The 16,540-nt window shown below is 68.0% G+C and carries 15 protein-coding genes; 5 read left to right on the top strand and 10 right to left on the bottom strand.

The genetic code is table 11. The features are described 5' to 3' along the window. Nucleotides 1-3: 3 nt before the first annotated feature. Together amrA and pgsA are read right to left on the bottom strand one after the other, a co-directional pair. A complete protein-coding gene (amrA, locus tag GXY47_14215) occupies nt 4-570 on the bottom strand; it encodes an AmmeMemoRadiSam system protein A (protein ID NLV32298.1) in 567 nt (188 codons plus the stop codon). Between the two features lie 13 nt (nt 571-583). After that, a complete protein-coding gene (gene pgsA, locus GXY47_14210; protein NLV32297.1) occupies nt 584-1,276 on the bottom strand; it encodes a CDP-diacylglycerol--glycerol-3-phosphate 3-phosphatidyltransferase in 693 nt (230 codons plus the stop codon). A gap of 94 nt (nt 1,277-1,370) precedes the next feature. On the opposite strand from pgsA, the gene GXY47_14205 reads away from it, so the two are divergent. Further along, a complete protein-coding gene (locus GXY47_14205) occupies nt 1,371-2,411 on the top strand; it encodes an NDP-sugar synthase (GenBank protein ID NLV32296.1) in 1,041 nt (346 codons plus the stop codon). An 11-nt stretch (nt 2,412-2,422) separates the two neighbouring features. On the opposite strand, the gene uvrC is transcribed toward GXY47_14205, so the two are convergent. Genes uvrC through ileS form a run of 6 tightly spaced genes read right to left on the bottom strand, consistent with a single transcriptional unit; the run spans nt 2,423 to nt 9,538 of the window. Beyond that, complete coding sequence (gene uvrC / locus GXY47_14200; GenBank protein NLV32295.1) at nt 2,423-4,222, bottom strand: excinuclease ABC subunit UvrC; 1,800 nt, start codon at nt 4,220-4,222, stop codon at nt 2,423-2,425. A 39-nt stretch (nt 4,223-4,261) separates the two neighbouring features. Further along, nucleotides 4,262-4,711 (bottom strand): GatB/YqeY domain-containing protein, encoded by a 450-nt coding sequence (locus tag GXY47_14195; GenBank protein ID NLV32294.1) that lies wholly within the window; start codon nt 4,709-4,711, stop codon nt 4,262-4,264. Beyond that, nucleotides 4,708-5,517: an inositol monophosphatase gene (locus GXY47_14190; GenBank protein NLV32293.1), complete on the bottom strand. Its 810-nt coding sequence runs from the start codon at nt 5,515-5,517 to the stop codon at nt 4,708-4,710. Before GXY47_14190 ends, GXY47_14195 begins: the two co-directional genes overlap by 4 nt. 1 nt (nt 5,518) lies before the next feature. Next, nucleotides 5,519-6,217: an outer membrane lipoprotein chaperone LolA gene (gene lolA, locus GXY47_14185; GenBank protein NLV32292.1), complete on the bottom strand. Its 699-nt coding sequence runs from the start codon at nt 6,215-6,217 to the stop codon at nt 5,519-5,521. Next, complete coding sequence (gene lspA, locus GXY47_14180) at nt 6,214-6,723, bottom strand: signal peptidase II (GenBank protein NLV32291.1); 510 nt, start codon at nt 6,721-6,723, stop codon at nt 6,214-6,216. Before lspA ends, lolA begins: the two co-directional genes overlap by 4 nt. Nucleotides 6,724-6,769: 46 nt before the next feature. Then, complete coding sequence (gene ileS / locus GXY47_14175; GenBank protein NLV32290.1) at nt 6,770-9,538, bottom strand: isoleucine--tRNA ligase; 2,769 nt, start codon at nt 9,536-9,538, stop codon at nt 6,770-6,772. A gap of 307 nt (nt 9,539-9,845) precedes the next feature. Here ileS and clpB point away from each other — a divergent pair, with 307 nt between their 5' ends. From clpB to amrB, 4 genes are all read left to right on the top strand, one after another. Then, nucleotides 9,846-12,422: an ATP-dependent chaperone ClpB gene (clpB, locus tag GXY47_14170; GenBank protein NLV32289.1), complete on the top strand. Its 2,577-nt coding sequence runs from the start codon at nt 9,846-9,848 to the stop codon at nt 12,420-12,422. Between the two features lie 164 nt (nt 12,423-12,586). After that, the gene (locus GXY47_14165; GenBank protein NLV32288.1) at nt 12,587-13,114 is read left to right on the top strand and encodes a nucleotide exchange factor GrpE; all 528 of its coding nucleotides are present in this window, start codon (nt 12,587-12,589) and stop codon (nt 13,112-13,114) included. A 66-nt stretch (nt 13,115-13,180) separates the two neighbouring features. Then, nucleotides 13,181-14,467 carry an NADH-quinone oxidoreductase subunit NuoF gene (nuoF, locus tag GXY47_14160; protein NLV32287.1) on the top strand — a complete coding sequence of 429 codons (1,287 nt, stop codon included), beginning with the start codon at nt 13,181-13,183 and terminating at the stop codon, nt 14,465-14,467. A gap of 7 nt (nt 14,468-14,474) precedes the next feature. Beyond that, entirely contained in the window at nt 14,475-15,284 is an 810-nt protein-coding gene (gene amrB, locus GXY47_14155; protein ID NLV32286.1) for an AmmeMemoRadiSam system protein B, read from the top strand. On the opposite strand, the gene ruvC is transcribed toward amrB, so the two are convergent. Both ruvC and GXY47_14145 read right to left on the bottom strand, forming a co-directional pair. Next, nucleotides 15,274-15,762: a crossover junction endodeoxyribonuclease RuvC gene (ruvC, locus tag GXY47_14150; GenBank protein NLV32285.1), complete on the bottom strand. Its 489-nt coding sequence runs from the start codon at nt 15,760-15,762 to the stop codon at nt 15,274-15,276. The two genes, amrB and ruvC, sit on opposite strands and share 11 nt — an antisense overlap. 10 nt (nt 15,763-15,772) lie before the next feature. After that, nucleotides 15,773-16,522 carry a YebC/PmpR family DNA-binding transcriptional regulator gene (locus GXY47_14145; GenBank protein NLV32284.1) on the bottom strand — a complete coding sequence of 250 codons (750 nt, stop codon included), beginning with the start codon at nt 16,520-16,522 and terminating at the stop codon, nt 15,773-15,775. Nucleotides 16,523-16,540 lie beyond the last annotated feature (18 nt).

The following is a 16,540-nucleotide window of genomic DNA, read 5'->3' as shown; positions in this document are numbered from 1 at the left end:
GGGTCAGGACCGCGCCGCGCGGGAGAGCCCGGATTCGGAAAAAACCTCGGCCTCGAAGACGTAGATCTCGGTCTCCGCCTCGCGCCATGCCGTGGGGGCCGCCCCGGCCTTGCGGCAGGTGTGTTCGAGGAACCGCCTCCGGTCCCAGCCCTGCTCGGACGCCACCTGCGGCAGGAGCAGGCCCCGGTGAGGCCCGCTCACGAGGTAGAGCCCGTGCACCCCGACCCGGATCTCTTCGATGTCGCCGATGCGGCGCAGGGGAGCGAGGACCGAGATCTCCAGCTCGAGCAGCGGCAGTTCCCCGGCGCTCACCGGCGGGAACCGGGGATCGCCGCAGGCGGCGCTGACGGCGCAACGCGCGACGATTTCGCACAGCGGCCGGTCGGCCAGGATCTGGCCGATGCAGCCCCGGAGGGCCCCCTCCCGGTGGAGGGAAACGAAGGCCCCCTTCATTTCGAGCAGGGCCGGGCCCGGGCGGTCGAGTCCCGGCGCCCCCTCCCCGGCCAGGTGGGCCTCGAGGGTCCTGCGGGCCAGTCCGAGGAGTGCGGCCTTGTCAGCGTGGTCGAGCATGTCCCCCCCGCCTTCACCGGGAATTTTTCAGGTCGGCCGCCGGCCGGTCGGCCGCCTCCAGCCGGTGCAGCTGTTCGAGTTTGCGCAGCCGACCCAGTTCCCGCCGCTGCTCGGCACGGAGGCGCCGCCTCTCGAGCACCCTGCGCCGGCGCTTCTCGCGGTACTTGATGCTGTTGTCCAGCTTGGACCAGAAGTCGCGGAAATATTGCGCCATGGAGACCAGCGCCAGGACCACCACGCCCCAGAGAAGGACGGTCGCGGTCCCCTGCACCCACCCGCCGTATTTGTGCCCCAGGATCAGTCCCACCACGGCCGCCACCTGGGCCACCATCTTCCCCTTCCCCAGGCGCGAGACATCGATGGAAAACCCCTCGTGGGCGGCGATGCTCCGGAGCCCGCTGACGGCGAATTCCCTCCCCAGGATGATGACGACCATCCAGGCGGGCGCGATCCCCAGCTGCACCAGGGCGACCAGCGCGGAGGAGATGAGGAGCTTGTCGGCGATGGGGTCCAAAAGCCGCCCCAGGGTCGTCACCTGCTTGCGCCTCCGGGCCAGGTAGCCGTCGAGCAGGTCGGTCAGGGCGGCGGCCAGGAACAGGCTGGCGCCCAGGAAGGCCCAGGTCCGGATTTCGACCGTCAGGAGCAGGGCGACGACTACGGGCACCAGGAAGATTCGGGCGATGGTCAAGGCGTTCGGCAGATTCATGATCAAGGGTAGATTATCACAAAACCGGGTGCGAGGATGCAGGATTCAGGAGCGGGACTTTGTGCTATCATTCCCGCGGGAGGGACTCGACGCCGTGATCAAAGCATTCATCCTTGCCGGGGGAAAAGGGGCGCGGCTGCGTCCCCTGGTTCTGCATGTTCCCAAGCCCATCGTCCCCCTCGCCAACATCCCCTTTCTCTTTTTCCAGATCGACCACATCAAGCGCGCGGACATCACGGAGATCATCCTCAGCCTCTCCTACCAGCCCCGGAAGATCACCGACATCTTCGGCGACGGCATGAAGTACGGCGTCACCATGCGCTACACGCACGAAGACCTCCCCCGCGGCACGGCGGGCGCCTTCAAGGCGGCCGAGAACCTCATCGACGACACCACCATCGTCCTCAACGGAGACGTCCTGACCGACATCGACCTGAGGGAGGTCCTCGCCTGCCACAAGGCCCGGGGGGCCGAGGCCACCATCGTGACCGCCCGCGTGATGAACCCGGTGGGTTACGGGCTGGTGGAGGCGGCGCCGGACGGCAGGGTGATCCGTTTCACCGAGAAGCCGCCGGAGGACGAGGTGACGGGGGACACGATCAACGCCGGGATCTACGTCCTGGAGCGCTCGGTCCTCGACCGGATACCGGGCGAGGGGACGCAGAGTTTCGAGCGGGACATCTTCCCGGCCATGGTACAGGAGGGGGCGCGGGTCTACGCCTGCCTCACCCACGGTTACTGGCAGGATATCGGCAGCCCCCAGAAATACCTCGAAGCCAGCTTCGGCATCATCTCCGGCAGGACGAAAATGCCCGGCTACCCCCAGAAGGCGTGCCCCCCGAACAACTGGAAGAAGCAGGAGGTCTCCATCGACGCCTTCTCCATCCTGGATGGAAAATGCGTGATCAAGTCGGGCGTGGCCATCGAAAACTCGGTGCTGGGCGAAGGGTGCCGCATCGAGGAGGGGGCGCTGATCAAGGATTCCGTCATCTGGAGCGGAACACGGATCATGGCGCACGCCCGCATCGAAAAGGCCGTGATCGGGAGGCTGTGCCATATCGGGGAGGGCGCCCGGTTGCGGCCCGGGACGGTCCTGGGGGACAAATCGACCGTCTCCGACTTCAGCATCGTGTAGCGGGCCGGGGCTTATTTCCTGGCGAAATGCTCGAGGATCCGGGAGGCGGCCCGGGGGCCCACGTAGGGGGCCAGCTCGTCGAACGCCGCCCGCTTGACCCGCTCCAGGCTCCCGAAAGCCCGCAGCAGCACCTTGCGCCGGACCTCCCCGATCCCGGGGACATCCATCAGCTCGGAATCGAAATCACGCAACTCCCGCCGCTTGCGGTGATAGGTGACGGCGAAGCGGTGGGCCTCGTTCCGCATCAGCTGGATCAGGTGCAGGGCCGGGGATTCCGGGGGAAGCACGACGGGGGCGTCCTCCCTCCCCTTGACGAAAAGCTCCTCCTCCCTCTTGGCGATGGCGGCCACCGCCTGGTTTTCGAGCCCCAGTTCGGCCAGGGCGGAAACCGCCGCCGAGAGCTGCCCCCTCCCCCCGTCGACGAGCACGAGATAGGGCAGCACCCCCTCGTCCTGCTCGAGCACGTTCCCGTAGTGCCGGTGGATGACCTCGCGCATGGAGGCGAAGTCGTCCGGCCCCTTCACGCTCTCGATCTTGAATTTGCGGTAGCCGCCGCGCTGCATCTTCCCGTTGCAGCAGAGGACCATGCTGGCGACCGTATCGGATCCCTGGACGTGGGAGATGTCGAAGGTCTCGATCCTCCTGGGGAGGGCGGAGAGGCCGAGGGCCTCCCGCAGCGGCTCGAGCAGCTCCTCCCCCCGGGGCTTCAGGATGCGGAAGCGGGTATCGAACGCCATCCGGGCGTTGCGCATCACGAGGTCGAGCATTTCCGATTTGAGCCCCCGGCGCGGCGACCGGATATGAACCCGGCCCTTCCTGCGCCCCGACAGCCAGTCCTCGAGGACCTCCGCGTCCTCCACGTCCGCGGGGAGGAGGATTTCCCCGGGGATGAAGCTGTCCTGCAGGTAATACTGGTGCAGCGCCTCGGAGAGGAATCCCCCCGGGTCGAAGGAGATCACGTCCTCCCAGAAAAACTCCCGCCGCCCGACCACCCTTCCCCCGCGCTGGACGAAGACCTCGAGCGCCACCTGCGTCCCTTCCTGGTGATAGCCGAAGAAGTCGCGGTCCTCCTCCCCCTCGAGCGCCATCTTCTGGCGCTCCGACATCTCCCGCACCATGGCGATCCAGTCCCGGTACGCGGCCGCCGCTTCGTAGCGCAGCTCATCGGCGGCCGTTTCCATGCGGCGCTCGAGCAGGCGCACGAGTTCTTCCGACCTGCCCGAAAGGAGCAGCCGGACGTCGTCCACCGCGCGCGCGTAGGCCTCCTTCGAACAGAGCCCCGCGACGCACGGGCCCAGGCAGCGCTGCATCTGGTAATCCAGGCAGGGGCGCTGGAGGGTGCCGTCGATCTCCAGGTTGCAGGTGCGCAGGCGGAAATACTTGTTCACCAGCTTCACCGTCCGCCGGGCGTTCCCCGCGGGGAGAAAGGGGCCGAAATAGAGCGCCCCGTCCCGGCGCACCCGGCGGGTGATGAAGATGCGGGGGAAGGGTTCCTGGACCGTCAGCTTGAGGTACGGGAAGCTCTTGTCGTCCTTCAGGTGGATGTTGTACTTGGGCTGGTGCCTCCGGACCAGGGTGGATTCGAGGATCAGGGCCTCGACTTCGCTGTCGGTGATGATGGTTTCCAGGTCGGCGATTTCGGCCACCAGGCGGCTCGTTTTCGGGTCGTGGGGACGGCTCTCCTGGAAATAGGACCGCACCCTCTGGCGCAGGGACCGGGCCTTGCCGACATAGAGGATCTTCCCCTGGTCGTTACGGTAGATATAAACGCCGGGTTCCGCCGGCAGATGATCGAGCTTCTGGCGCAGCACGCCATTAAAATAGCACACTTCCGGCCGGGCCGCGCCCCGTCAGGCGCCGAGCCTGGCCTTCACCCGCTCGCTGAGCCGGGCCCCGTCGACGGGACGGCCGGCGAAACGCGCCATGCACCCCTTCATGACCTTCCCCATGTCCCTGGGGGAGGCGGCGCCCGTTTCGGCGATGACGGCTTCGATGGTTTCGTCCATCTCCCCTTCGCCGACGGCCGCGGGGAGGTAGGTTTCGATCACCCCGATCTCCGCCGCCTCCTTCGCCGCCAGTTCCGGCCGGCCGCCCCGGGTGAACTGCTCGATCGAATCCCGGCGCTGCTTGACCAGGGAAAGGAGCACCTCCAGGACCTCGGGGTCCTCCAGTTCGCGGAGGCGCTCGATTTCCCTGTTCTTCACCGCGGCCTTCATCATCCGGAGGACGCCGAGCCGCCCCGCCTCCCTCGCTTTCATCGCGGCCGTGAGATCCGCGCTGATCCTGTCCCTCAGTTTCATACCCCCTCCTGTTTCCGCCGGCCCGCCGCCAGCACCTCCATCATCTCCGCGTGGATCCGGCCGTTGGAGGCGATGACCTCGCCGTCCCGGATCCCCCCCTCGGCCCCGTCGTACCGGGTCACCCGCCCCCCCGCCTCCCGGACCGCCAGGTACCCGGCGGCGCAGTCCCAGGGGTTGAGATGGAGTTCCCAGAAACCGTCCAGGCGCCCCGCGGCCACGTGGCAGAGATCGAGCGCGGCCGAACCGCTTCGGCGGATCCCGTGGCAGCGCACGGCGAAAGCGCAGAAATCGGCGAGGTTGTTCCGGGGGCTGGTCCGGACGTCGTAGGGGAAACCCGTGGCCAGGAGGCTCCGGTCCAGGCTCTGCACGCCGGAAACGGCGAGCCGGGCGCCGTTCGAGAAGGCGCCGCCCCCACGGCGAGCGAGGAACAGCTCCTCCCGCAGCGGGTTGTACACGGCCCCCCACTCCACCACCCCCTCGATCTGGAGCGCGATCGAGACGGAGAAATCGGGGTAGCCGTGGGCGTAATTGGTGGTGCCGTCGAGCGGGTCGATCACCCAGCAGACGGGCCCCGGAGTCGCGCGGCTGTGCCGCTCCTCCGCCAGGACCGAGTGATCCGGAAACTCCCCGAGGAGGCGCGCGACGATCCGCTCCTCGGCCTCCAGGTCGACCTCCGTCACCAGGTCGATGGCCCCCTTGTTGGCGACGGCAAACCCCGTGCGGTACCGTTCGTGCAGCAGTTTCCCCGCCTCCAGGGCGCACTCGGTCCCCACCCGTACGAACGTCTCCATGTCGTCCATCATCATCTCACTCGATCCGATCGTTGTCGCCGAGACGCAGCACCTCGACCCCCCGCGGGGGGGTGAAGCGGAACCTGCCGGCCGGCACGCGGACATTCGTGGAAACGTCTGAAAAGAGGAACTCCGAGGTGTTCCCGATATGCTCCCTGATGACGATCCTCCGGATATCCGAGGTGTCCCGGTCCAGTTCCAGCACCAGGTAGTCGTAGCCGGAATCGGGCCGCCGCGGCAGAAGGCGCAGCAGGACCGTGCCCTCGAGCCGCGGCGTCCCCCCGTCGGCCGAAGCCTCGTAACCGCGGGAGAAGTGCTTCGCCCCCAGCAGCAGTCCCAGCGGCGTCCCCTCGAAATCTTCGGGCGTGAGGGGCTGCACGGTGACCTGGCGCTCGGAGGGGACGTAGAGGAAGCTCTCCTTCCCGTCGGCCACGAACAGCTTCTCCTCCGGCTCCCGGTATTCCCACCTCATCAGCCCCGGCCGTTTCAGCCAGAAAACCCCCGACTCGGTCTGCTCCACCCCGGGCGCCCGGTAGGTCTGCACGAAATTCCCGGCGGCGGTCTCCACCGCCGCGTAGCGCTTTTCGAGCCCGGCCAGGAGCGCGGCGGGATCCTCCGCGGGGGCCGCAACCACCCCCAGGGCGGCAAAAATCAGGGCGAGGGCCCCGAGGGAGCGCCCGCCGAGCGTCCACGCGCCGCACCCTCCCGCCGTCATCGCTCGCCTCCGCGCGGGGGTCCGGACGGTTTCCCCGCGGCCGGGTTCCTGAGGGAATCGAAAAGGAGCAGGACGACTCCGACCGTGATGGCGGAATCCGCGACGTTGAAATTCGGCCAGTAGAAGGACTGGCGGATGTGGAACTCGACGAAATCGACGACGAACCCCCGCGCCACGCGGTCGACCAGGTTGCCGGCGACCCCCCCCAGGGTCACCGCCAGCGCCAGGTGCAGCAGCCTCCGTTCCTTCGGGGCGTAAAGGCCGTAAAGGAGGATCACGGCGACGGCCACCAGCGCCAGCCCCCCCAGGATCCAGGGCTTCCAGGGCGAGGCCACTCCGTCGAAGAGCCCGAAGGCCACGCCGGTGTTCTCGACGTAGGAGAGGCCGAGGTAGCCGGGGATGAGTTCCACGCCCCGCCCCCCCGCCAACTCCCTCACGGCCAGCCACTTGGTCAGCTGGTCGAGGCCCAGGATTCCCAGGGCGATCAGGCAGCATCTCGTCTTCATCTCCGCGGGCCCGGACCCGGCCGGGGCGCCCCCCCTCCCCCTCTCCCTACCGGCATCGCGTCATCTCCACGACGGCGGGGACGCAGCGGCCGCAGAGGGCGGGGAAGGCCGGATCGGCCCCCACCGTCTTCGAGTAGTTCCAGCAGCGCTCGCACTTGTTCCCTTCCGCCTTCCTGATCTCGATCCGCACCCCGTCCCCGGCGGCCTCGTCCGCCGCGAATTCCACCTGGGAAACGATGAAGAGCGCGGGCAGCTCCCCGCGGTGGCGCTCGAGCAGGGCGGCCGTATCCCCGGCCGCCCCGATCACCACCGCGGCCTCGAGCGCATTCCCTATGAGGCCCCCCTGGCGCGCCTCCTCGAGCGCTTTCAGGACCGATTCCCGGACCGCGCGGAGGCGGTCCCACTCCCCCAGCAGCGCCTCCTCCCCCTCGCGCTCCTCGATTTCGGGGAAGAGGGTCAGGTGCACCGATTCAGCGCGGGCCGCGGGGGGGAGCCCCTCGTGCATCGCCGCGTAGACCTCCTCGCTCGTGAAGGAGAGGATGGGGGCGATGAGGCGGGTAAAGGCGTCGAGGATGCGCCACAGCGCCGTCTGCGCCGACCGGCGCTCCGCGGAATGGGTGGGCGCCGTGTAGAGCCGGTCCTTCAGGATGTCGAGGTAGAAGGCGGACATGTCCACGGTGCAGAAGTGGTACAGGGCGCCGTAGACCTGGTGGAGCTGGTACTCCTCGTAGCCCCTGAGGCACCTGCGGACGAGCCGCCCGGTGCACACCAGGGCCCAGCGGTCGATTTCGAGCATGCGGTCGAAGGGCACGCTGTCCGTTTCGGGGTCGAAACGCGGGTGCGCGGGATCGGGCTGGTTGCCGAGGTTGCCCAGCATGAAGCGGCAGGTGTTGCGGATCTTCCGGTAGGAGTCCCCCAGCCGGTCGAGCAGCTCGTCGAAAATGCGCACGTCCTCCACGTAGTTGACCGAACTGACCAGCAGGCGCACGATCTCCGCCCCGCGCTCCTTGACCAGGTCGTTGGGGTCGACCCCGATCCCCTTCGACTTGGACATCGTCCGCCCCTTCTCGTCGAGCGTCCACCCGTGGGTGATGGCCGCGCGGTAGGGCGCCCGGCCCCTGAGCGCCACGGCGATCAGGAGCGAACTCTGGAACCACCCGCGGTACTGGTCCCCCCCCTCGATGTAGAGATCCGAGGGCCAGGGCATGTCGGGGCGCGCGCCGAGCGTGGCCAGGTGGCTGCTGCCGGAGTCGAACCAGACGTCCAGGATGTCGAATTCCCGGCGGAAATCGCGGCCGCCGCAGCGGGGGCACGCCGTCCCCGCGGGGAGCAACTCCTCGGGCGCGTGCGCGTACCAGGCGTCCGCCCCCTCGCGGTCGAAGAGACCGGCGACATGATCGACGACCTTCCCGTCGAGCAGGACCTCGCCGCATCCCCGGCAGTAGAAGGCGATGATGGGCACCCCCCAGGCGCGCTGGCGCGAGATGCACCAGTCGGGCCGCTCCCCCACCATGTTGCGGATCCGCTCCTCCCCCCACGAGGGGATCCAGCGCACGCCCCCGATCGCTGCGAGCGCGGCGTCCCGGAGCCCCCCCCCGTCCATCGCGATGAACCACTGCGGCGTGGCGCGGAAGATGATGGGTTGGTGGCAGCGCCAGCAGTGGGGGTAGGAATGCTGAAAATCCTCGCCATGGAGCAGCGATCCCGTCCCGCGCATGAATTCGACGATCGCGCGGTTGGCCTCGAAGACCGGCCGCCCGCCGAAATGCTCCACGCCCTGGAGAAAACAACCGCGGTCGTCCACCGGGCAGAGGGTCTCCAGCCGGTAGTTCCTGCCGGTGACGTAGTCGTCCGACCCGTGCCCCGGGGCGGTATGCACGCAGCCGGTGCCGGCGTCCAGCGTCACGTAATCGGCCAGCACCAGGAGCGACTCGCGGTCGATGAAGGGGTGCCGCGCCCTGCGCCGGTCCAGGACCTTCCCCTTGAAGCGGGCCACTTCCAGGGGCTCCCCCCAGCCGCACTTCGCGGCGACCGCCCCGAGCAGTTCGGTCGCAACGATGTAGCCCCGCTCCCCCGCCCTCACCGCGGAGTAGTCGTACTCGGGGTGGAAGGCGATGGCCAGGTTTGCGGGGAGGGTCCAGGGGGTGGTGGTCCATATGACCACCGCCCAGTCCCTGCCGCCGAGGGCGGGGTCCAGGTCGGACAGGTCCGACTCCACCGGGAAGGCGACATAGACCGACGGGCTGGTATGGTCCTCGTATTCCACCTCCGCCTCCGCCAGGGCCGTCTGGCAGGAGGGGCACCAGTGCACCGGCTTCAGTCCCTTGTAGACCAGCCCCTTGTCGACGCAGCGGCCGAACGCCCGCGCGATCTCCGCCTCGTAGCGGTGGCTCATGGTCAGGTAGGGGTCGTCCCACTCGCCGAACACCTCCAGCCGCTTGAACCCCTGCCGCTGGATGTCGATGAATGTCTCCGCGTACCTGCGGCACTCCCTGCGGATCGCCAGCCGGTCGAGCCCTTCCTTGCGCCGCCCCAGCTGCTCCTCCACCTTGATCTCGATCGGCAGCCCGTGGCAGTCCCAGCCGGGGACGTAGGGGGCGTCGAACCCCATCATCGTCCGCGACTTGACGATGATGTCCTTGAGGATCTTGTTGAACGCGTGCCCCATGTGGATGGCCCCGTTGGCATAGGGGGGCCCGTCATGGAGGACGAACCCGGGGGAGCCGGCGCGGGCCTTGCGGATCTTCCCGTAGACGTCCGTCTCGTCCCAGTGCCGGATCATTTCCGGTTCCCGCAGGGGAAGGTTCGCTTTCATGCCGAAGGAAGTCTTCGGAAGGTTCAGGGTGTTCTTGATCTCTAGGGTCACAGCCGCGCCTCTCCTGAAAAAAGGTCGGATTATATCATAGATCGGGGTCCGGGGGCGGCCGAAAGAACCGCGCCGCCCGGGGGGCCCCGGGGCGCCGCCGGTGGAGAGGAAAGACGCCGATTTGACAAGGAGGCACTCACATCTTATGTAATGGGCGGACTAAGGAGGGGGAACGCGGGCGGGAGGGTGCGCGGAGGAAAGAGAGGGGTGCGCCGTTCCAATATCCTAATAACACGATATCGAGGTCACAGGGAAAATGCGGCTGGACAAATTGACTTTCAAGGCACAGGAAGCGTTGCAGTCGGCCGAGCGGAAGGCGGAGTCGCTCGGCAGCGCCGAGCTCGCGCCGGAACATCTCCTGGATGCGCTGATCGGGCAGGAAGACGGGCTGGTGGCGCCGCTTTTGCAGAAGCTGGGGGTGTCCGCCGACTCCATCCGGAAGGAACTCGAGGGGCACTTCTCCACCCTCCCCAGGGTGCAGGGCACCCAACCCGCCCTCTCCCCCAAGATGGAGGCGCTGATGCGGGAGGCGGCCGCGGAGGCCGACCAGTTCAAGGACGAGTACGTCTCGACCGAGCACCTCCTGCTGGCCCTGGCGGCGGGAGACGGGTTCGCCGGGAAAATCCTGAGGTCGCGGGGGGCGGGAAAGGCCGACCTGCTCAAGGTGCTGGCCTCCATCCGCGGCAGCCAGCGGGTGACCGATCCCAACGCGGAGGACAAATACCAGGCCCTCAAGCGCTACGCGCGCGACCTGACCGAACTCGCGCGCCGGGGAAAGATGGATCCCGTGATCGGGCGGGACGACGAGATCCGCCGCGTGGTCCAGGTCCTGTCGCGCCGCACGAAAAACAACCCCGTGCTGATCGGGGAGCCCGGCGTGGGCAAGACGGCCATCGTGGAGGGGCTGGCCCAGCGGATCGTCGCGGGGGACGTCCCGGAAACCCTCAGGAAAAAGCGGATGGTGGCCCTCGACCTCGGGGGGATGCTGGCCGGCGCCAAGTACCGGGGCGAATTCGAGGACCGGCTCAAAGCGGTCCTGCGCGAAATCGAGGAAGCGGCCGGGAGCGTGGTCCTCTTCATCGACGAGCTCCACACCCTGGTGGGCGCGGGTTCGGCCGAAGGGGCGATCGACGCCTCCAACATGCTCAAGCCCGCCCTGGCCCGGGGGGAGCTGCGCTGCATCGGCGCCACCACCCTCAACGAGTACAAGAAGTACATCGAGAAGGACGCGGCGCTCGAGCGCAGGTTCCAGCCCGTCTACGTGGGAGAGCCCTCGGTCGAGGACACCCTCGCCATCCTCCGGGGGATCAAGGAAAAGTACGAGGTGCACCACGGGGTCCGGATCACCGACTCCGCGCTGGTGGCCGCCGCGTCGCTGTCGCAGCGCTACATCGCCGACCGCTTCCTCCCCGACAAGGCGGTGGACCTGGTCGACGAGGCGGCCTCGCGCCTGCGGATCGAGATCGACAGCATGCCGGTCGAGATCGACGAGGTGGAGCGCCGCATCACCCAGCTCGAAATCGAACGCCAGGCCCTTGCGAAGGAAACCGACAGGTCGTCGCGCGAGCGGCTGGACGCCCTGACCGCCGAACTCGCCCAGCTGCGGGAAAAGAGCTCGGGGATGAAGCTGCACTGGCACCGGGAACGCGACATCATCGGCTCGATCCGCTCGATCAAGGAGAAGATCGAGGGGGTCAGGGCGGAGGAGCAGAACGCCGAAAGGGCGGGGGACCTCGGGCGCGCGGCCGAGCTGCGCTACGGGACGCTGGTCCAGCTCCAGTCGCGGCTGGAGGAGGAAAACGCCAAGCTGGCCGAACTCCAGTCGGAAAGGAAGTTCCTGAAGGAGGAGGTGGACGAGGAGGATATCGCCGAGGTGGTAGCCAAGTGGACGGGGATCCCCGTCAGCCGGATGCTGGAAGGGGAAATCCAGAAACTGGTCCACATGGAGGACCGGTTGCGGGAGCGGGTCCTCGGGCAGGACCCGGCGCTCGAGGCGGTGTCCAACGCCATCCGCCGGGCGAGGGCGGGACTGCAGGACGCCCGGCGTCCCATGGGGTCCTTCATCTTTCTCGGCCCCACGGGGGTGGGGAAAACCGAGCTCGGGCGCGCGCTCGCCGAGTTTCTCTTCGACGACGAGCGGGCCATGGTCCGCATCGACATGTCGGAATACATGGAAAAGCACTCGGTGGCCCGGTTGATCGGCGCCCCCCCGGGGTACGTGGGATACGAAGAGGGGGGCTACCTGACCGAATCGATCCGCCGCAGGCCCTACGCGGTGATCCTGTTCGACGAGATCGAGAAGGCCCACCCGGACGTGTTCAACATCCTCCTGCAGATCCTGGACGACGGGAGGCTGACGGACGGCAAGGGGAGGACGGTGGATTTCAAGAACACCGTCATCATCATGACCTCCAACATCGGGAGCCACGCGATCAGCGAGGCCGAAGGGGACCTGGACGCCTCGACGCCGCAGCTGCTCGAGGCGCTGAGGAGCACGTTCCGGCCCGAGTTCCTCAACCGGATCGACGACATCATCGTGTTCCGCCGCCTCGACCGGGAGCTGATCCGCGGGATCGTCGGGCTGCAGATCGCGCAGTTGGGCCGGCTGCTCGAGCAGAAGGACCTCACCCTGACGGTGACCCCGGAGGCGATCGGGGAGCTGGCGCGCGAGGGGTACGACCCGGTGTACGGTGCCCGGCCGCTCAAGCGCCTGATCCAGAAAAAAATCCAGGACCGCCTGGCGCTGATGCTGCTGGAGGGAGAAATCGTCCCGGGGGACGCCGTGCGGCTCGATGTCGACGCGGCCTCGGGCGAACTGGTCTTCGGTAAATGAAGCCGCGAGGTTGACGTCCGGCGGCCGAACCCCTAAATTGGGTTCGGCCGCCGGAGGCGGCGACCCTTCAGGGAGGCACGGGACCGAAAATGAGCGATCGGGAAAACGGGCGGGAGCCGGATCCGGCCCCCGGGGAGTTTCAGGTTGTCGACAGGAGGAAATTCTTGAATCTGGACGTTATCGACAAGGCCGCGCCGGTGGAGCCCAAGCCCCGCTATCCCTCCTACGTCGAGGAACTCCGGGGGCGGATGGAGGAAATGGAAAAGCGGTTCCGGGAGAAAACGGAACAGGTCGACGGGGAGCTGGCCCGCACCCGGGCCCGCCTCCGGGAGGACTTCGATCGGAAGCTGGAACTGGAAAAGGGAAAGCTCGTCCTCCCCTTTCTCGAGGTCCTGGACAACCTGGAGCGGGCGATGGAAGCCGCCGCCAGGGCGGACTCGGTGGAACATCTCCTGGAAGGGGTCCGGCTGACGGCCGACCTGTTCCGGTCGAAGCTCCAGTCGATCGGCGTCACCCCCGTCCCCTCCCTCGGGCTCCCCTTCGACCCGAACTCGGCGCAGGCGGTCGGCACCATCCCGGTCACGGACGCGGCCCGCGACGGGGTGGTCCTCGAGGAGCTGCAGACCGGGTACGCGATGGGAGATCAGCTGGTGCGCCCGGCGCAGGTCAGGGTGGGACGGAGCGACACTTAACCCGGGACGGGAGGCCCCGCGCCGTGGTAGACTGACCTTCGTTATCGGAAGGGCGATTCCATTCACATGGACACCAAAATCCTGACCCGGAACATGCATCTCCCCGACCTCCAGGAAATCGGGGTCTACGAATCGCTCGGGGGCTACCGGGCGCTGGCCAGGGCGCTGGGGGAACTGTCCCCGGACGACATCGTCGAAACGGTGAGAAAATCGGGGCTGCGGGGGCGGGGGGGCGCCGGTTTCCCCACCGGGATGAAGTGGGGGTTCGTCCCTAAGAATACGGGCCGGCCGGTCTACCTCTGCGTGAACTCGGACGAGAGCGAGCCGGGCACCTTCAAGGACAGGCTCCTCATCGAAAAGGACCCTCACCAGCTGGTCGAGGGAACGATCCTCTCGGCCTACGCCCTGGGGTGCCGCCTGGCCTTCCTCTACATCCGCGGAGAGTACGTCCGGCCGGCCGGGATCCTCGAGCGGGCGATCGCCCAGGCCCGCGGCAGGGGGTATCTCGGCAACAACATCCTGGGGTCCGGGTTCTCCCTGGACATCCTCGTGCACCGCGGCGCCGGGGCCTACATCTGCGGCGAGGAAACGGCCCTGCTGGAATCCCTGGAAGGACGGAGGGGGCACCCCCGTCTGAAGCCCCCCTTCCCCGCAGCGGTCGGCCTCTACGACTCCCCCACGGTCATCAACAACGTGGAGACGCTGGCCAACGTCCCCCACATCGTCAACAACGGGGCCGACTGGTACGCCTCCATCGGCGTGCCGGGCAACGCCGGCACGCGCCTGTTCGGGGTCAGCGGCCATGTCGTCCGGCGGGGGGTCTACGAACTGCCGATGGGGACCCCCCTCGGCGAACTCCTGTACGATCACTGCGGCGGCCTCCGCCCGGGCCGCAAACTCAAGGCCGTCGTCCCCGGGGGGTCCTCCACGCCGGTGCTGACCGCGGACCAGGTGGACGTCCCCCTCGATTTCGACTCCATCGCCAGGGCCGGGAGCATGCTGGGCTCGGCCGGGGTGATCGTCATGGACGACAGCGCCTGCATGGTCAGGGCCGCCGTCAGGATAGCGCGCTTCTACGCCGAGGAATCGTGCGGGCAGTGCACCCAGTGCCGCGAGGGGACCGAATGGCTCTACCGCATCCTCCGCCGGATCGAGGGGGGGCGCGGCAAGGAGGGGGACCTGGGGCTGCTGCTCGACCTCTGCGCCAACATGAAGGGGCGCACGATCTGCCCCCTCTCCGACGCCGCGGCGATGCCGATCGAGAGCTACGTTCAGAAGTTCCACGATGAATTCGACGCGCACATCCGGGAACAACGGTGTGTCGTCCAGGACGCGACCCCCGTCGCGACATAGGTGCGCCATGGTGAGAAGGGCCGCCGTAGCCGGCAGCTTCTATCCCGGCGATCCCGACGAACTCCGAAGGACCGTCGTCTCCGGCATCCCCGCCCCCGGGCAGGCGCCCCCCCCGGCCGCACGGGCGGTGCTGGTGCCCCATGCCGGCTATATCTACTCCGGGAGGGTGGCCGGCGAGGTCTTCTCCTCCGTCGCCCTGCCGGGCCGCTTCATCCTCCTGGGACCCAACCACACGGGGAGGGGGGCGGCGCTGGCCCTGGCGCCCCCGGGGGAGTGGGAGACGCCCCTGGGAAGGGCGCCCGTGGACGGGGAGATGAACCGCGCCCTCCTCGAGGCGTGCCCCCCCCTCAGGGAGGACGCCGCCGCCCATCGCGACGAGCACGCGCTCGAGGTCCAGATCCCCTTCCTGCAGGCGCTCGCCCCCGGCTTCCGTTTTTCGGCCGTCTGCGTCGGGACCGTCGACTATGCCCCCCTGGAGGAGCTGGGGCACGCGATGGCGCTCGTGATCGGGAGGATGGCGGAGCCGGTCCTGCTGGTGTCGAGTTCCGACATGACGCATTACGAAACCGCCGAAGCCGCCTCCCGCCTCGACCGGCTGGCCATCGGGCGGGTCCTGGACCTGGACCCGGCGGGGCTCTACGAAACGGTGCTCGAAAAGGGGATCAGCATGTGCGGCTTCGGGCCCACCGTGGCCGTGCTCGTCGCCTGCCGGGACCTGGGCGCCCGTGCGGGGCGCCTCGTGCGCTACACCCATTCGGGGGAGGTGACGGGCGACCGCGCAAGGGTGGTCGCCTACGCCGGGATCGTCATCGCCTGACGCCCTTCCCCCCCATCCTGTGTGCGTGACAGATGGCCACCGCCAGGGCGTCGGCGGCGTGGTCGGGGGTGGGCAGTTCGGGAAGGCCCAAAATCAGCTGGACCATGGCCTGGACCTGGATTTTTTCGGCGCGGCCGTACCCGACGACGGCGCTCTTGATTTCCAGCGGCGAATATTCCCGGACGTCGAGCCCCCGCCGGGCGGCGACGACGAGAGCGACTCCGCGGGCGTGGCCGAGTTTCAGGGCCGCCTGGACGTTGGCCGAATGGAACACCCCCTCGATCGCCATGACATCGGCCCCCTCCCGGGCGAGGACCGCGTCGAGCTCTTCGAAGATCGTGAGGAGGCGCTGGTGGAACGGGCGCCGGGGCGAGGTCGTGACCGCGCCGAAGAGGATGGTCCGGTGGCGCGAACCGTCGGTATCGATCATCCCGTAGCCGGTGGCCCCGCTCCCGGGGTCGACGCCCAGTATGCGCACCCTACGCGCCCTACGAGGCTTCGGCGTCGAACTCCGACTCGTCGATGTCGAAGTTGGAATAGACGTTCTGGATATCCTCGTGATCTTCCAGCGCCTCCATCAGCTTCAGCATCGTCTGGGCGTTCTTCCCCTCCAGCTTGACGTAGTTCTGGGGGATCATGGAGATCTCGGCCGTCGTCATGGGGATCCCGGCCGCCTCGAGGGCCGCCCTCACCCCCTCCATCTCTTCGGGGGCGGTGATGATTTCGAAACTGTCACCGTCTTCCTTCAGGTCTTCGGCCCCGGCGCCGAGGGCGATTTCCAGGAGCTTGTCCTCCCCGGCCGCCGCCTTTTCCACGACGATGTAGCCCTTCCGGTCGAACATCCAGCCGACGCAGCCCGATTCCCCCAGGTTCCCGCCGTGCTTGGACAGGAGGTGGCGCAGTTCGGCCACCGTGCGGTTCTTGTTGTCGGTCAGCCCCACCATGAAGATGGCGACCCCCCCGGGCCCGTACCCTTCGTAGTTCACGTCCTCGTAGGAAACCCCGGGGAGCTCCCCGGTGCCCCGCATGATCGACCTCTTGATGTTCTCGGCCGGCATATTGCTCGCCTTGGCCGTGGCCACCGCCAGGCGCAACCGCGGATTGGCATCCGGATCGCCGCCGCCCATCCGGGCGGCCGCGGTCATCTCCTTGATCAGGCGGGTGAAAATCCGGCCGCGTTTGGAATCGGTCGCCGCCTTCTTGTGCTTAATGGAATGCCATTTTGAGTGACCTGACATATAATGACTCCTTTTCGT

Source organism: Acidobacteriota bacterium, from assembly GCA_012729555.1.
Lineage (GTDB): Bacteria > Acidobacteriota > UBA6911 > UBA6911 > UBA6911 > UBA6911.
This window is presented reverse-complemented; position numbering and strand designations above follow the sequence as displayed.

What these genes read in the sequence shown, in the direction of transcription:
- amrA (NLV32298.1), bottom strand. Translation starts at nt 570, where the DNA reads ATGCTCGACCACGCTGACAAGGCCGCACTCCTCGGACTGGCCCGCAGG.
- pgsA (NLV32297.1), bottom strand. Translation starts at nt 1,276, where the DNA reads ATGAATCTGCCGAACGCCTTGACCATCGCCCGAATCTTCCTGGTGCCC.
- GXY47_14195 (NLV32294.1), bottom strand. Translation starts at nt 4,711, where the DNA reads ATGAAACTGAGGGACAGGATCAGCGCGGATCTCACGGCCGCGATGAAA.
- GXY47_14190 (NLV32293.1), bottom strand. Translation starts at nt 5,517, where the DNA reads ATGATGATGGACGACATGGAGACGTTCGTACGGGTGGGGACCGAGTGC.
- lolA (NLV32292.1), bottom strand. Translation starts at nt 6,217, where the DNA reads ATGACGGCGGGAGGGTGCGGCGCGTGGACGCTCGGCGGGCGCTCCCTC.
- lspA (NLV32291.1), bottom strand. Translation starts at nt 6,723, where the DNA reads ATGAAGACGAGATGCTGCCTGATCGCCCTGGGAATCCTGGGCCTCGAC.
- ileS (NLV32290.1), bottom strand. Translation starts at nt 9,538, where the DNA reads ATGAAAGCGAACCTTCCCCTGCGGGAACCGGAAATGATCCGGCACTGG.
- clpB (NLV32289.1), top strand. Translation starts at nt 9,846, where the DNA reads ATGCGGCTGGACAAATTGACTTTCAAGGCACAGGAAGCGTTGCAGTCG.
- nuoF (NLV32287.1), top strand. Translation starts at nt 13,181, where the DNA reads ATGGACACCAAAATCCTGACCCGGAACATGCATCTCCCCGACCTCCAG.
- amrB (NLV32286.1), top strand. Translation starts at nt 14,475, where the DNA reads ATGGTGAGAAGGGCCGCCGTAGCCGGCAGCTTCTATCCCGGCGATCCC.
- GXY47_14145 (NLV32284.1), bottom strand. Translation starts at nt 16,522, where the DNA reads ATGTCAGGTCACTCAAAATGGCATTCCATTAAGCACAAGAAGGCGGCG.